A 15,854-nucleotide genomic window follows, 5' to 3' on the forward strand; every position below is an offset into this window, starting at 1 on the left:
CGCTCCCACATTGGTACGGCGTACACCGATCAGAATGTGGGAGCGAGCTTGCTCGCGAAGGCATCAACTCGGTTCATCGGTTGGAATCCAGAAGCTGCATCCGCGCGATATACGCCTGAATTTCCTGCTCAGCCTTCTCGGCGCTGTTGAACGGCCCCTCAAGGGTGTTCTCCCGCGTGCTGAAAAACAGTTCGCCATTGACCCGACACAACCGGTCGCTGCGAAAGTGCGTGGCGGGGGCGCTGTCATCGGCGCGCATTCCGTACATGATCCGGCTCCTTGAGTGATCCGTTGCAGGGATCCAATCAGCTTATGCCTGAAGCACTTGGCGCGCTTCGTCAGCCGATCAACGGCAAAACGTCAATTTAATGCTGCGACCTGCACAGTTTCATTCGCGGCCTGGCCCGAACTGTCCCTGTGTTGCGTCTGTCGGCGGGCCTAGAATGACCGCTCTCGTCAGCAGGCATTGGGGTTCGCATGCACATTTCATCCGGTCGCTGGGTTTACGGTCTGTTCCTGGCGCTGCTGACGGCGTTTTTGTGGGGCATCCTGCCGATCAAACTCAAGCAGGTGCTGCTGGTGATGGACCCGATCACGGTGACCTGGTTTCGCCTGTTGGTCTCCGGCGGCTGCCTGTTCATCTACCTGGCAGCCACGCGCCGCCTGCCGAGCCGCAAGGTGCTCGGCCCCCGGGGTGGCTGGCTGGTGCTGATGGCGGTGCTCGGGCTGGTGGGCAACTACGTGCTGTACCTGATGGGCCTTAACCTGCTCAGCCCCGGCACCGCGCAGTTGGTGGTGCAGATGGGGCCGATCATGTTGCTGATTGCCAGCCTGTTTGTGTTCAAGGAGCGCTTCAGTATCGGTCAGGGCATTGGCCTGGCGGTGCTGCTGATCGGCTTTGTGCTGTTCTTCAATCAGCGTCTGGCTGAACTGCTCACCTCATTGTCGGACTACACCGCCGGCGTGTTGCTGGTGCTGCTGGCCTCGACGGTCTGGACCTTCTACGCACTGGGGCAGAAGCAATTGCTCACGGTGTGGAATTCGTTGCAGGTGATGATGGTGATCTACCTGTTCTGCGCGCTGTTGCTGACACCGTGGGTGCATCCGCTCGAAGCACTGGAACTGAGCCCGGTGCAGGGCTGGCTGCTGCTGGCGTGCTGCATGAACACGCTGATTGCCTACGGTGCCTTTGCTGAAGCACTGGCGCACTGGGAGGCGTCACGGGTCAGTGCGACGCTGGCGATCACGCCGTTGGTGACCTTTGGCGCGGTGGCGATTGCCGCCGGGGTGTGGCCGGAATATGTGCATGCCGAGCAGATCAATGGGCTGGGTTATGGCGGGGCGGTGCTGGTGGTGCTGGGGTCGGCGCTGGTGGCGTTGGGGCCGTCGTTGATTGCCGGGTTGAAGGCGCGGCGGATGCGGATTGCAGCCAGTTAGACCGCGTTATCGTTCTTCGCGAGCAAGCCCGCTCCCACATTTTGATCGGTGTATGCCGTACCAATGTGGGAGCGAGCTTGCTCGCGAAGGCGGCCTGTCAGGCGCTACAGGACTCAGCCCTTGGCGCCGGCCTCGATCATGTTCTCCGGCCGCACCCAGGCATCGAACTCCTCACTGGTCAGATACCCCAGCTGCAGCGCCGCCTCGCGCAAGGTCAGGCCTTCGCCGTACGCCTTCTTGGCGATTTCCGCCGACTTGTCGTAACCGATGTGCGGGTTCAGCGCTGTCACCAGCATCAGCCCGCGTTCCAGGTGTTTGGCCATGACTTCGGCGTCGGGTTCAAGACCGGCGATGCAGTGCTGCTGGAAGTTGCTACAACCGTCGGCGAGCAGGCGGATCGATTGCAACACGTTGTGGATGATCACCGGTTTGTAGACGTTCAGTTGCAGGTGACCCTGACTCGCCGCAATGCCGATGGTGACGTCGTTGCCCAACACCTGGCAGGCCAGCATCGACAGCGCTTCGCACTGGGTAGGGTTGACCTTGCCGGGCATGATCGAGCTGCCCGGTTCGTTGGCCGGCAGCTTGACTTCGGCAAAGCCTGCGCGAGGGCCGGAGCCGAGCAGGCGCAGGTCGTTGGCGATTTTCATCAGCGCCACGGCGAGGGTCTTCAAGGCGCCGGACAGACTGGTCAGCGGCTCATGCCCGGCCAGCGCAGCAAACTTGTTCGGCGCAGTGACGAAGGGCAGGCCGGACAGGGCAGCGAGTTCGGCGGCAATCGCTTCGCCAAAGCCGTGCGGCGAATTCAGACCGGTGCCCACCGCGGTGCCGCCCTGCGCCAGCTCACACACCGCCGGCAGCGCGGCGCGGATCGCTCGTTCGGCGTAATCCAGCTGCGCTATGAAACCCGACAATTCCTGACCGAAGGTGATCGGCGTCGCGTCCATCATGTGCGTGCGACCGGTTTTCACCAGTTTCATATGGCGTGCGGCCAGTTCGGCCAGGCCGCCGGACAGCTCGGCGATCGCCGGCAGCAATTGCTCCTGCACGGCTTTGGCAGTGGCGATGCTCATGGCGGTGGGGAAGCAGTCGTTGGAGCTTTGCGAGCGATTGACGTGATCGTTGGGGTGCACCGGCGTTTTGCCGCCGCGCGGATTGCCGGCCAGTTCGTTGGCACGGCCGGCGATCACTTCGTTGACGTTCATGTTGCTCTGGGTGCCGCTGCCGGTCTGCCAGACCACCAGCGGAAACTGGTCGTCATGCTGACCGTCGAGCACTTCGTCGGCGGCTTGTTCGATCAGGCGGGCAATGTCGGCGGGCAGGTCGCCGTTGCGGTCGTTGACCCGGGCAGCGGCTTTCTTGATCAGGGCCAGGGCGTGCAGTACCGGCAGCGGCATGCGTTCCTGACCAATGGCGAAGTTGATCAGCGAGCGTTGCGTCTGAGCACCCCAGTAGGCGTCGTCCGGGACTTCGATCTGGCCCAGGCTGTCGGTTTCGATACGGCTCATCGTGCACACTCCTGTTGGTCTGTTTGCGCAGTTTAGGCCCGGTCAGGCCCAGGTGGTTCCCTCGAACCGATTGTTGACCGGTAAAACCCGGCCAATCAAGCGCGGCAAGGGCCGGGGGTTGAGCCACGAGGTTTTTTAGGCGCAGAATGGTCGCCCTTGGGGTTTTACCTCGCCTAGCTGAAAAGGAAACTCGATGACTCGTCTTCGTGCCATCTGCACCGCGGTTGCACTGGTTTGCGCCAGCGGCCAGGTGCTTGCCGATACCGCCAGCCACAACGCCAGTGCTGAAGCTTTCCTGACCCTGGCGCACGCTGACAAGCTGGGCACTCCGGTGTACATGCAAGTGCAGCAAATGTTCGCTCAGCGTTTTGAACAGACCAAAGCCCCGGAATCCAAGAAAGCCGTACTGGAAACCTACCAGGCCAAGGCCAACGCCGCCCTGGACCAGGCCATCGGCTGGAACAAGCTCAAGCCTGACATGGTCAAGCTCTACACCAGCAACTTCAGCGAATCGGAGCTCAAAGACCTGGTCGCGTTCTACCAGTCGCCACTGGGCAAGAAAGTCCTGGAGAAAATGCCGCAGCTGACCCAGCAATCGGCCCAGATGACTCAGGCCAAGCTGGAAAGCGCCGTGCCTGTCGTCAACAAGTTGCTCGACGACATGACCAACGAGCTGGCACCGAAAGGCGCTGCGCCGGCCAAGAAGAAGTAAGCGGAGTTCGTGATGACCATGCAACAACGCATCGAATCGACGCTGGGCCTGCTGCAGCCTGAGCATCTGCAAGTGCTGGACGAAAGCCACATGCACAGTCGCGGGTTACAGACGCACTTCAAGGCAGTGGTGGTCAGCGCGCAGTTCGAAGGCCTGAACCGGGTCAAGCGCCACCAGAAAGTCTACGGCACGCTCGGCGAGCTGATGGGCGAGTTCCATGCGTTGGCGCTGCACACCTACACCCCGCAGGAATGGGCAGAAGTCGGCGCCGCCCCGGCGTCGCCGACCTGTGCCGGCGGTAGCAAACACTGACTTTGGATGTAACGGGCTTTTTGTGGTGTGGGAGCTTTTGTGGCGAGGTGATTTAGCGAAACGTCGCACCGCCTCGATCGGCTGCGCAGCAGTCGTAAACCCACAGAATGCGGTATCCCTGAGAGACTGCATTCGCGGGTTTTGGGGCCGCTTCGCAGCCCATCGGGGATAAATCCCCTCGCCACAGAGTTCTCGGCACATCCTATAACGATCCTGTTTTTGCTAGAATCCGCAACGCGCCGCTCACCCGGCGCGTTTTTTTTGAATCCGGTTCACCCTTTGCGAGGGTAGCCACCTGGAGAAATACCCATGACACAACCGATTGTCGTGGCGGCACTGTATAAGTTCGTCACCCTCGAAGATTACGTTGACCTGCGCGAGCCCCTGCTGCAAGCGATGGTCGACAATGGCATCAAAGGCACTCTGCTGATCGCCGAAGAAGGCATCAACGGTACGGTTTCCGGCACTCGCGAAGGCATCGATGGCCTGCTCGCCTGGCTGAAGAACGACCCGCGCATGATCGACATCGACCACAAAGAGTCGTACTGCGACGAGCAGCCGTTCTACCGCACCAAGGTCAAGCTGAAGAAAGAGATCGTCACCCTTGGCGTCGAAGGCGTGGACCCGAACAAAAAGGTCGGCACCTACGTTGAGCCGCAGGACTGGAACGCGCTGATCAGCGACCCGGAAGTGCTGCTGATCGACACCCGCAACGACTACGAAGTGGCGATCGGCACCTTCGAAGGCGCCATCGATCCGAAAACCACCAGTTTTCGCGAATTCCCCGACTACATCAAAGAACACTTCGACCCGGCCGTGCACAAGAAGGTCGCGATGTTCTGCACCGGCGGCATTCGCTGCGAGAAAGCCTCCAGTTACATGCTGGGCGAGGGGTTCGAAGAGGTTTACCACCTCAAGGGCGGCATCCTGAAGTACCTCGAAGAGGTGCCGCAGGAAGAAACCAAGTGGCAGGGTGACTGCTTCGTGTTCGACAACCGGGTGACCGTGCGTCACGACCTCAGCGAAGGCGACTACGATCAATGTCATGCCTGCCGCACACCGGTCAGTGTTGAAGATCGCGCCTCCGAGCACTACGTGGCCGGCATCAGCTGCCCGCATTGCTGGGACAAGCTGAGCGAGAAAACCCGCCGCAGCGCCATCGATCGGCAGAAGCAGATCGAACTGGCCAAGGCGCGCAACATGCCGCACCCGATCGGCTACAACTATAAACAAGCATCCACCGAGGCATGATCATGACTGCGCGCCTGCTCTATGTGATGGATCCGATGTGTTCCTGGTGCTGGGGGTTCGCCCCGGTTGCCAAGGCATTGGTCGAGCAGGCGCAGGCAGCCGGGGTGGAGTTGCACCTGGTGGTCGGCGGGTTGCGCACCGGTAGCGGTGCGGCGTTGGAACCGACTACGCGGCGCTACATCCTCGAGCACTGGCAGGCGGTCACTGAGGCTACCGGCCAGCCGTTCAAGTTCGACGGGGCGTTGCCCGACGGTTTTGTCTACGACACCGAGCCGGCCTGTCGGGCAATCGTCACCGCGCGCAGCCTGGCGCCGGATTGCGCGTGGACGCTGGTCGGCCTGATCCAGCAGGCGTTTTATGCTGAAGGTCGCGATGTCACTCAGGCCAGTGTGTTGGTCGAACTGGCTGAAAAGGCTGGCGTGCCGCGCATCGAATTTGCTGCCTTGTTCGATCATGCCGACCAACACAAAGCGACTCAGGCTGATTTCAGCTGGGTGCAGGATCTGGGCATCGCCGGGTTCCCGACCCTGCTCGCCGAGCGCAACGGCCAACTGGCGCTGTTGACCAACGGCTATCAACCGCTCAGCGAACTCTCGCCGCTGCTTGGTCGCTGGCTGGAGCGCGCCGCCTGTGCCTGACCTGGCCGATGACACGCCAGCCGTAAAGCGTGTCGACCGGCTGAGCTGGGCAGAAGTCCGGCGCCTGGCACTGCATCACAAAAAATCCCTGTGGATCGCCAACGGCGTGGCCGTGCTGGCGACGCTGTGCAGTGTGCCGATTCCGTTGCTGTTGCCCTTGCTGGTGGACGAAGTCCTGCTCGGGCATGGCGATGCCGCGCTGAAAGTCATGAACCACGTGCTGCCGTCGATGTGGCAACAAGCGGCGGGTTACATCGGCCTGATGCTGGTGGTCACCCTGACTCTGCGTTGCAGTGCCCTGTGTTTTGGCGTGTTGCAGGCGCGGCTGTTCGCCCGGTTGGCGAAAGACATCGTCTACCGCATTCGCGTGCGCCTGATCGAACGCCTGAAAAGGATTTCCCTCGGCGAATACGAAAGCCTCGGCAGCGGCACCGTGACCACCCATCTGGTCACCGATCTGGACACACTCGACAAGTTCGTCGGCGAAACCCTCAGCCGGTTTCTGGTGGCGATGCTGACCCTGGTCGGCACCGCGAGCATCCTGATGTGGATGCACTGGAAACTGGCGCTGCTGATCCTGCTGTTCAATCCGCTGGTGATCTACGCCACGGTGCAGTTGGGCAAGCGGGTCAAGCACCTGAAGAAACTGGAGAACGACAGCACCTCGCGTTTCACTCAGGCCTTGAGCGAAACCCTCGATGCGATCCAGGAAGTGCGCGCCGGCAACCGTCAGGGTTTCTTCCTCGGGCGACTCGGCTTGCGCGCGCAGGAAGTGCGTAACTATGCGGTCAACTCGCAGTGGAAGACCGATGCGTCGAACCGCGCCAGTGGTCTGCTGTTCCAGTTCGGCATCGACATCTTCCGCGCGGCGGCGATGCTCACGGTGCTGTTCTCCGACCTGTCGATCGGCCAGATGCTCGCGGTGTTCAGCTACCTGTGGTTCATGATCGGCCCGGTCGAACAACTGCTCAATCTGCAATACGCCTACTACGCGGCGGGTGGCGCACTGGCGCGGATCAACGAACTGCTGGCGCGGGCTGACGAGCCGCAATACCCGGGCGGCGTCGATCCGTTCAAGGGCCGGGAAACCGTGGGTATCGAGGTGCAGGGACTGAGCTTCGGTTACGGCGATGAATTGGTGGTGGATCAGATGAACCTGTCCATCGCCCCCGGTGAAAAAGTCGCGATTGTCGGCGCCAGCGGCGGCGGCAAAAGCACTTTGGTGCAACTGTTGTTAGGGCTGTACACGCCGTTGTCCGGGACTATCCGTTTCGGCGGTTCGACCCAACAGGAAATCGGTCTGGAGCTGATTCGTGAAAACGTCGCGGTGGTGCTGCAGCATCCGGCGCTGTTCAACGACACCGTCCGCGCCAATCTGACCATGGGCCGCACCCGCAGTGACGAAGCCTGCTGGCAGGCACTGGAAATCGCCCAGTTGGAGACGACCATCCGGGCGTTGCCGGACGGACTCGACAGCATCGTCGGACGTTCCGGCGTGCGCCTGTCCGGTGGTCAGCGTCAGCGTCTGGCGATTGCGCGGATGATCCTCGCCGAGCCGAAAGTGGTGATTCTCGACGAAGCCACTTCAGCCCTCGACGCTGCCACCGAATACAACCTGCATCAGGCCATGGCGCGCTTCCTCAATGGCCGCACCACGCTGATCATTGCCCATCGCCTGTCGGCGGTGAAGCAGGCGGATCGGGTGCTGGTGTTCGATGGCGGGCAAGTGGCCGAGGATGGCGACCACCAGCAACTGATCGCCGATGGCGGCCTCTACGCCAAACTCTACGGCCATCTGCAGCGCCTGTAATCAGCCCCACAGCACCTGTAACGCCGCCTCGCCGCCGTCATGGCCGAACTGCTTCATCACCACCGAACAGGATTCGCACGGGCGCATGGTTGTTGCGATGTCGACCGCGCGGATCTCTGTCGGGTCGGGATATTTCTCGCGCAGCACGCTGATCAGTTTGCTTTCGCTGTCCAGCGAGGTCGGCCGGCTGGTTTGCGTCGGCTGATAGGTTTTCAGCTCCTTGATGGTCAGCGGCACGGCCAGCAGTTGCCCTTGCTCGGTGACCTCCAGCGAGGTGCGCGGGAAGTTTGGGTTGTAGTCGATGTTGACGTAAGTGGTGTCGCCGATCCGCACGTGATTGGCACCCATGTGGCGAAACAGCGGCAGGCGCTGGGTGCTGCCTTGCGCGCCGGACACGCTGACGTAGATCTCCCGTTTGCCACTGGTCGTGGTGACTTCGGCATAGGCGATGTTACGTGCGTTGACCGGCCGCTCACGCACGGGCAACAGGTTGTGCAGTTTCTGCATGGCACTGTCGATGCGCAGGGCCGCGTTGCTGTTGGCCGGGTTGATTGTTGGCGACAGAAACAACGTGTCGAAAATCTCTGCGGTTTTCTGCCGAAAGGCTTCCGGCGCTTCCTTGCTTCGCGCCCAAGTGACGGCGCCTTCGGGCAGGCGGGTGACGATCATCCGTGTCGAGTGATCGAACATCAGTGCTTCGCCCGGGCTGGTGTCGACCTTCAGCCATTTCATATTGTTTGCAGGCATGGCCGTGGTGCCGATGGGGATCGCGATCTGTTCCATGGTCTGCATCGCGCGCTGCACCGATTCCAGACCATGGATGCGCACGATGTTGTTGGCATGCAGCGAGCCGGTGTAGACGGTCAGCAGTTCAGCGCCGAGGGTGCCGTCGGCCAGTTCGGCGGGTGCCAGGTGCTTGAACGTCAGCTGCCTGCCGGGGATTTCGCCTTTGGCGAAGGTTGCCAGGTAGTACTCGTGGTGGTTGACCCGGAAAAACACATGGGTGGCCGAGTCGTCGATGGCCGGCATCAGCACTGCGCCGACCTGATGTGAATCGTCAATGCCGTCGTAGGTGCCGCCGGTTTTTATCCGCGCATAAATGCCTTTGCGAAACTGCAGCGTGGCTTGAATCTGCTGTCTTGGTACCAGCCTGCCTTGATTGAAACCCAGGCGACGCAGGTCGCCGTTGAACAGCCTCGGGCGGTTATCGATGATCTGATAAAGCCTGGCTTCGACCGCCAGGAACGTTCCGTCACGCCGGGGCAGGGTGGCCGGCTCCGAAACCCGCTCGCCGAACCATGGCGCGTAACCCTTTTCCTTGTCGATGGTGCCGACGGCGGGCGTCGGGGCGGGTTCTGCGGTGATGTAGCTGACGCGGCAGTCGCCCGCGCCCGGTGCGCGACGGATCCGGCACGGCAGCAGCGTCCAGTGCTGACTGTCATCGAGCAGCTCGACCCGGCGCAGTTCATCGCCGTCGAGTCGATAGGGCACATCATCGATCAAGACCGTGGTGCGTCCGCCAGCCTCGGGGACAAGCTCGACGCGGGTGTTCGGCGCTACTTCGATATCGATCTGATCGTCGGTTTTTTTCACGGTGCGGTAGTGCGAACGCCCCAGCGAAAAATCATGCTCGTGTGCGAGCAACTGCGGCCCATAAGGGCGGTCGGACAGCGGATCGAGCAAGTGATGCCGCGAGCCGCCGACGTTGCGCACCGGCACATCGTCAATGCCTCTGACCACGGCCAGATGATCGGCAGGGTTCAGCGCTTTCCAGCGCCCGGCATCCAGTGCCTGGGGCAGACTGTGCAGCAGGTCATAGTCAGCGCTTCTGCCGGCCAGCCTTTTCAGACGTGCAACCGCGCGGTGTTCCAGATGCGCCACGGCCCGCACTGCGCCGATCGCACCTCGGCCGCCGAGCTTGAGCAAAGCAGGCGCAGCGTCCAGCGGATTGAGGTTTCTCAAGCTCGAAACCAGCAGGTTTTTCGACAATTGCGCCATGCGTGGCAGGGCGACGCGAATCGCCATTTTCCCGGCCACGGCCGCGAGGCGAATGCTGCCGGCGACGAATTTGCCCAAGGGAATCGCGAACGAGACGATATCGAGGAGCAGGCCGAGTACGCCCATTGCGCGTTTGCCCGGACTGTCCGACTGCAGGTCTTCGAGACTGCCCCAGAACGGGATAAAGCCCTTGAGGGCATGAGTCCAGTGCTGTTTGCGGCTGTCGCGCTCGAAACGGGTATCACCCCAGGCCTCACTGCGCAGCGCCTGCTCATCGGCATAGAACAACCGGGTCGCGATGAGCGAGGCGATGTGCGCCGTGCGCGGCGAGGTGAAGGTCAGGTTCGGCGAACTGTCGTGATGGGCCGCCGGGATCATCGAACCCGGGAGGGAGTCGCCCAGCGGTTCGAGAATCGCGACGCACTTGGCGCCGGGGGCGGGTGTCGAACCGTCCCAGTGTGCTTTTCGATCGAACGGCAGGCGGCGGGCGACGATGCGGCTGATGCTCTGGCCCTTGGTCCGTCCACGTTTGGGCGGCAGGGGTGGCAATAACAGACCGCCAACATGTGTGCCATCCAGATCCGGGCGTTTACGAATGATGCCGGCACGAGGCAGGCATTCGTAGAATTGTGGCGGGCCCTGATACGTCGCCTGCAACACGAAGCCCATGCGGGCCCGGTGCGGCAGGATGTTTTCCGCTGTCTCCAGGTGAGCTTCGATATGCCGTGTCGGATCCCTGAGGCTGTGAATCCGCACTTCGCCGTGCTCCAGTGCCCGGCGGTCGGGCCACGGCAGTGTGACCAGCAGCGACTTGATCAGGTATTCATAGGCTTTGCGGGCCTCGCTCAGATAGTCGTCGAACTGCTGCTCGAACAAGGGCCTGATCTCGGGCAAGGTGCAGTTGCTCGGAAACCGTGAAAGGCGTCGGCCTGGATGTCCGGTGTCGAAAAAACCGCTTTGCAGTTTGCCTGCTGCGTTGAGGCTGATCCATTCGCTGGCACTGCGGCCATCGTTGCTGACGTACCAGCGTGTGTCGGGGCTCAACCCGCCGGCGGCATAGACCTCCAGCAACGGCCAGGTCGGCAATGCCACATCCGGGGTGTCAATAATGCTGCGTCGGCTACGGTTGGGCGTTGAAGGATGGTGGCGTTTGAGGCGAATCGTCGTGTGATCGTACAGCTCGTTGGCCAGCGCCTTGTCCAGTTGCTGTTTTGCCAATGCGAGTCGCCGTGGCGGCTCGATGTCCAGTTGCAGGATCGCTGCGTTCAATTTTTTCTTGTGATCTTCCAGCGCTAGCAGGGCCGGTTGATCGTCGGATGTCTCGCTCGCTGCAGCCGGCGCTCCGGTGGCCAGTGTCCAGGTCTGTGCGGCAGCCACTCGGGTCATGGCGATCAGGGTTTGCAGGTCGGTGCTGGCGTTTTCGCTTTTGTGCAGCGGCAGATCGACCAGTTGCTGAAAGCTCAGATGTTCCAGCAACTGTGGATCAAGGGCATGTGCGAGGTGCACGCCATGCACGAAATTGACCCAGACCACCGAGCTGGCGTACGGCAGGTCGTCAGGAATGTCGCGTACTTGGAAATCCAGTCCGAACTGCGTCAGGCATACCCATCCCAGCAGATGTTTTTCGGTCGGGGTCGAGGTTCGATGAGAATCCTCCAGGTGCTGTAAAAAGTCCCGGCGAATGCTGGCGTAGCTGGCGCCGTGGTGAGCGCGCTGTTCCAGCGCAAAACCGGCCACTTCGGTCGAGCTGCTGTCGCCGGGCAGTTCGTACCATAGACACAACGCTTCGAGCAGTAAACGCAGGCCGATGTCCGGGACGGTCGGCTCATCGGGCCGGGCGCCGTACCATTGCAGTTTCTGCAGCAGGCGCTGGCCCAGGTCACGCGCCTTGGGGGTGTCGAGCAGGCGTTCCAGGCAGGCGGCAGGCTGCTGTTCCAGTTGCTGGCGGGTGAATGGGGGCGTTACTTCGCTGGCCAGGCTGTCGATGGCCGACAGGGTTTTGCCGGTAAGCCAGTCGCCAATCAGGTCGTGAATCGCGGCTTTGTCATCGTCGCTCATCAGTCCCGTCAGCGCCGGCTGGTGTCGCAGATTAAGTCGGTGGCAGGCGCGTTGTTCTTCGACCTTGCGGATCAACCGGGCCAGTGCGGTGGCGTCCTGTGCATCCGTAAATGTGAACCCGGACTCACGCAGCAGTTGTGACAACGGCAGCAGCCTGTCGGAACGCAGGTGTGCGCCTATACTCAGCAACGCTCGCTGAAATTCTTGAATTGTGCTGGAGGCCCGGGTGACATCCTCGATGGTGAAGCGGGCGCAGCTGCCATCGGGACGATTGAAGGAAAAGCTGCAGTGACCGGCTGCGGCGTCGACTTGCAGCAATGATCCTCTGGACGTTTGCAGGTAGGCCGCCAATTGTGGCTCGCCGCTGTCATCGAACAGTGCTTGCAGAAGGTTTTGCGCCTGGTCGTGGGCTGCACCCAGGCGTGAATGTGTCTGGGGTGTGAGGTAGTAGGTCTGCAGTGAGGTCGATGCGTCGAGCACGGCGCGCAGGGCAGAGATCATTGCGCGGTATTCGCTCTGTTGGGCAGTATGGCGTTGCAGCGTGGCGGAAGGTGACTGCATGGAAAACGGCTCTGGAATGATTGAAAGCCGTCAGTGTCGAAGCATGGCGAACAGCGGGTGCGGTACATACGTATCGCCGGTTGAAAATGTCCTGGTTTGCTGGAAGGGGTCGCTCCCTTGTCTGGCTCTGGCGATCTCCCCTTGAAGATGACAGTGCGTGCGCAAAGGACCTCATGAAGCATAAAAGGACTCTCGGAACGCCACGGTTGTTGGGCATCGTCTGGCCATTTATCGCCGTCGTGTTATTTCAGGCGTTATTGGGGGGCGTGAGTCTTTACGTCCTGTCGGCCGTTCGCGGCTATGTTGCCGGCGAGAGTCTCTGGTCCAAGGGCCAGAAAGACGCCATCTATTACCTGAACCTGTATGCCGACAGCCGCGACGAGGCGATCTTCCTCAAATACAAGGAAGCGATTGCCGTGCCTCAGGGCGGTCACCAGTTGCGTCTGGCGCTGGATCGTCAGCCGCCGGATCTGCAGGCGGCGCGGGAGGGGATTCTCAAGGGCGGCAACCATCCCGACGACGTCTCGAGCCTGATCTGGCTGTACCTCAATTTCCGTCATTTCAGTTATCTGGAAACCGCGATCGACCGCTGGACCATCGGCGACGCCTATCTGGTGCAACTGGACAATGTCGCGCGCGAGATGCATCAGGGCATCAGTGGAAACATCGCGACGCCAGCTGATATCCAGCACTGGAAAGCGCAGATCTTTGCCATCAACGACGGTGTGACGCCGGCGGCCAAGGCGTTCAGCGATGCCTTGGGTGAAGGCTCGCGGATGATCCTGCGCCTGCTGTTGTTCACCAACCTGGCCACAGCGCTGGGGTTGATCGTGCTGGCATTGTTGCGCACCCACAAACTGCTCAAGCAGCGGCATGCCTTCGCCCAGGCGCTGCAACTGGAGAAGGATCGGGCACACATCACCCTGCAATCGATTGGCGACGGGGTGATCACCACCGACGTCAACGGCGCGATCGATTACATGAACCCGGCGGCGGAGGCGATGACGCACTGGAAGTCCGAGCACGCGGCGGGGTTGCCATTGGCAGCGCTGTTCAATCTGCTCGATGACAATGCGCAGACCGAAGGGCTGACGCTGATCGAGCACATTCTCAGCGGGCAACTGATCGGTGGCAGCGAGCACTCCAAACTGATTCAGCGCCTGGATGGCAGTACGGTCTCGGTGACGCTGGTGGGCGCGCCGATCCGCAACGCCGAGAAGGTTATCGGTACGGTGCTGGTGCTGCATGACATGACTCAGGAACGGCAATACATCGCCAACCTGTCGTGGCAGGCGACCCACGATGCCCTGACCGGTCTGGCCAACCGCCGCGAGTTCGAATATCGCCTGGAACAGGCCCTGCACAACCTGACGCGCCAGCCCGGTCGGCATGCGCTGATGTTTCTCGATCTGGACCAGTTCAAACTGGTCAACGACACCTGCGGTCACGCCGCCGGCGATGAGTTGCTGCGGCACATTTGCACGCTGTTGCAATCGGGCTTGCGCGAGAGCGACACCCTCGCGCGGCTGGGCGGCGACGAGTTCGGCATTCTGCTGGAGAACTGCGCCCCGGATGCCGCCGAGAAAATCGCCGAGAGCCTGCGCCAGACCGTGCAGAACCTGCACTTCGTGTGGAAGGGACGGCCGTTTTTGACCACTGTGAGCATTGGCCTGGTGCACATCGCCCAGACCCCGACCACCCTCGAAGCGTCATTGCGCGCCGCCGACATGGCTTGCTACATGGCCAAGGAAAAGGGCCGCAACCGGGTGCAGGTCTATCATGCCGACGACTCCGAACTGTCGCTGCGCTTCGGCGAAATGGCCTGGGTGCAGCGCCTGCACATGGCGCTGGAGGAAAACCGCTTCTGCCTCTATGCCCAGGAAATTGCTCCGCTGGGCGCTACAGCCCATGGCGGGGGGCACATCGAAATACTCTTGCGTCTGCATGACGAAGCCGGACGGATGATCCTGCCGGACAGTTTCATTCCGGCGGCCGAACGTTATGGTCTGATGAGTCAACTGGATCGTTGGGTCGTCGAGAATGTTTTTAAAGTGATTGCCCAATGTATTACCGAACAACATGAAGGTCCGTTGGCAATGTGTGCGATTAATCTTTCAGGCATTACTATCGGAGATGACGCGTTCTTGCACTTTCTGCGTGAACAGTTTGTTAATTACGCTATACCCCCTGAAATGATTTGTTTTGAAATTACTGAAACCAGCGCCATTGCCAATCTCGGCAGCGCAATTAGATTTATTAATGAACTCAAGGGCTTAGGTTGTTACTTCTCACTTGATGATTTTTGTGCCGGAATGTCTTCATTCGCTTATCTGAAACATTTGCCTGTAGACTTCCTGAAGATCGACGGGAGTTTCGTAAAGGATATGCTGGACGACCCGATTAACCGTGCAATGGTCGAGGTGATCAATCACATCGGGCATGTCATGGGTAAGCAGACAATTGCCGAGTTTGTTGAAACAACCCAGATCGAGCAGGCATTGCTTGAAATCGGGGTGGATTACGCTCAGGGTTATGTCATCGAACGCCCGCAGTTGTTTACCTGCGACAGTTTGCAAAGTCGGCCCGCCAGACCGCAGCCGCTGTTGTTCAAGGCGCCTGGCACGTTCCGTTGAAATATCTTGCCGATCCTTACAATCACAAATCAAAAGGAGCCGAACAGTGATCGACACATTCAACCGAACCGGACCACTCATGGAAGCTGCAAGTTATCCTGCCTGGGCACAACAGCTCATTGCAGATTGCAGCGAGAGCAAGCGCCGGGTTGTCGAACATGAACTGTACCTGCGCATGCGCGATAACAAGCTCAGCGCCAAAACCATGCGCCAGTACTTGATCGGGGGCTGGCCAGTAGTTGAACAGTTTGCGTTGTATATGGCGCAGAACCTGACCAAAACCAAGTTTGCTCGCCATCCTGGGGAGGACATGGCGCGCCGCTGGTTGATGCGCAACATCCGCGTCGAACTCAATCATGCTGACTACTGGCTGAACTGGAGTCGCGCGCATGGCGTCAGCCTGGAGGATCTGCAGGCCCAGCAAGTACCGCCGGAACTGCATGCGCTGAGTCACTGGTGCTGGCATACGAGTTCGGCGGATTCGCTGATCGTCGCCATCGCTGCGACCAACTACGCTATCGAGGGGGCGACCGGGGAGTGGTCGGCGCTGGTCTGCTCAACTGGCGTGTACGCGGCGGCGTTCCCGGAAGAAGAGCGCAAGCGCGCGATGAAGTGGCTGAAGATGCATGCCCAGTACGACGACGCTCACCCATGGGAAGCGCTGGAAATCATCTGCACGCTGGCGGGCATGAACCCGAGCAAGGCTCTGCAGACCGAACTGCGTCAGGCGGTGTGCAAGAGCTACGACTACATGTACCTGTTTCTGGAGCGTTGCATGCAACTGGAGACCGCCGATCGGGCGTTGCACGGGCGTGAGCGTCGGGCACTCGTAGAGAGCTGATTTTCGGCAAAACGCCAAACCAAATGTGGGAGCGGGCTTGCTCGCGAAAGCGGTGTGTCAGGCAGCAATTGTTTGACTGACACACCGCTTTCGCG

Annotated in this window: 11 protein-coding genes; 8 read left to right on the forward strand and 3 right to left on the reverse strand. The window is 60.8% G+C overall.

The features are described from left to right. Window positions 1-73 precede the first annotated feature (73 nt). Window positions 74-268: a DUF6316 family protein gene (locus tag QMX91_RS20335; protein ID WP_134787054.1), complete on the reverse strand. Its 195-nt coding sequence runs from the start codon at window positions 266-268 to the stop codon at window positions 74-76. A 209-nt stretch (window positions 269-477) separates the two neighbouring features. On the opposite strand from QMX91_RS20335, the gene QMX91_RS20340 reads away from it, so the two are divergent. Then, window positions 478-1,437 carry a DMT family transporter gene (locus tag QMX91_RS20340; protein WP_134787053.1) on the forward strand — a complete coding sequence of 320 codons (960 nt, stop codon included), beginning with the start codon at window positions 478-480 and terminating at the stop codon, window positions 1,435-1,437. 113 nt (window positions 1,438-1,550) lie between these two features. Here QMX91_RS20340 and QMX91_RS20345 read toward each other — a convergent pair whose 3' ends face one another. Beyond that, a complete protein-coding gene (locus QMX91_RS20345; RefSeq protein WP_115984061.1) occupies window positions 1,551-2,945 on the reverse strand; it encodes a class II fumarate hydratase in 1,395 nt (464 codons plus the stop codon). A 193-nt stretch (window positions 2,946-3,138) separates the two neighbouring features. Here QMX91_RS20345 and QMX91_RS20350 point away from each other — a divergent pair, with 193 nt between their 5' ends. The 5 genes from QMX91_RS20350 to QMX91_RS20370 all read left to right on the forward strand — a co-directional run bounded on the left by QMX91_RS20350 (window position 3,139) and on the right by QMX91_RS20370 (window position 7,668). After that, on the forward strand, window positions 3,139-3,657 hold the full coding sequence (locus tag QMX91_RS20350) for a DUF2059 domain-containing protein (RefSeq protein ID WP_003226938.1): 519 nt from the start codon (window positions 3,139-3,141) through the stop codon (window positions 3,655-3,657). 12 nt (window positions 3,658-3,669) lie between these two features. Continuing rightward, on the forward strand, window positions 3,670-3,969 hold the full coding sequence (locus tag QMX91_RS20355; protein WP_003226935.1) for a BolA family protein: 300 nt from the start codon (window positions 3,670-3,672) through the stop codon (window positions 3,967-3,969). A 309-nt stretch (window positions 3,970-4,278) separates the two neighbouring features. Next, a complete protein-coding gene (locus QMX91_RS20360; protein WP_096794914.1) occupies window positions 4,279-5,220 on the forward strand; it encodes a rhodanese-related sulfurtransferase in 942 nt (313 codons plus the stop codon). Window positions 5,221-5,255: 35 nt separating this feature from the next. Further along, on the forward strand, window positions 5,256-5,858 hold the full coding sequence (locus tag QMX91_RS20365) for a DsbA family protein (RefSeq protein ID WP_183785991.1): 603 nt from the start codon (window positions 5,256-5,258) through the stop codon (window positions 5,856-5,858). Continuing rightward, window positions 5,851-7,668, forward strand: coding sequence for an ABC transporter ATP-binding protein (locus QMX91_RS20370; RefSeq protein WP_097088393.1), 1,818 nt, complete (start codon window positions 5,851-5,853; stop codon window positions 7,666-7,668). Before QMX91_RS20365 ends, QMX91_RS20370 begins: the two co-directional genes overlap by 8 nt. Here the strand turns inward: QMX91_RS20370 and QMX91_RS20375 are convergent, their stop codons facing one another. Beyond that, a complete protein-coding gene (locus tag QMX91_RS20375; RefSeq protein WP_282413259.1) occupies window positions 7,669-12,285 on the reverse strand; it encodes a deaminase domain-containing protein in 4,617 nt (1,538 codons plus the stop codon). A gap of 173 nt (window positions 12,286-12,458) precedes the next feature. Between QMX91_RS20375 and QMX91_RS20380 the strand changes: the two genes are divergently transcribed. Both QMX91_RS20380 and QMX91_RS20385 read left to right on the forward strand, forming a co-directional pair. Next, window positions 12,459-14,918 carry an EAL domain-containing protein gene (locus tag QMX91_RS20380; protein WP_282413260.1) on the forward strand — a complete coding sequence of 820 codons (2,460 nt, stop codon included), beginning with the start codon at window positions 12,459-12,461 and terminating at the stop codon, window positions 14,916-14,918. Window positions 14,919-14,964: 46 nt separating this feature from the next. Continuing rightward, a complete protein-coding gene (locus QMX91_RS20385; RefSeq protein WP_134787049.1) occupies window positions 14,965-15,759 on the forward strand; it encodes an iron-containing redox enzyme family protein in 795 nt (264 codons plus the stop codon). Window positions 15,760-15,854 lie beyond the last annotated feature (95 nt).

The sequence above is a fragment of the Pseudomonas sp. PS01299 genome, assembly GCF_029960145.1.
GTDB lineage: Bacteria > Pseudomonadota > Gammaproteobacteria > Pseudomonadales > Pseudomonadaceae > Aquipseudomonas > Aquipseudomonas putida_A.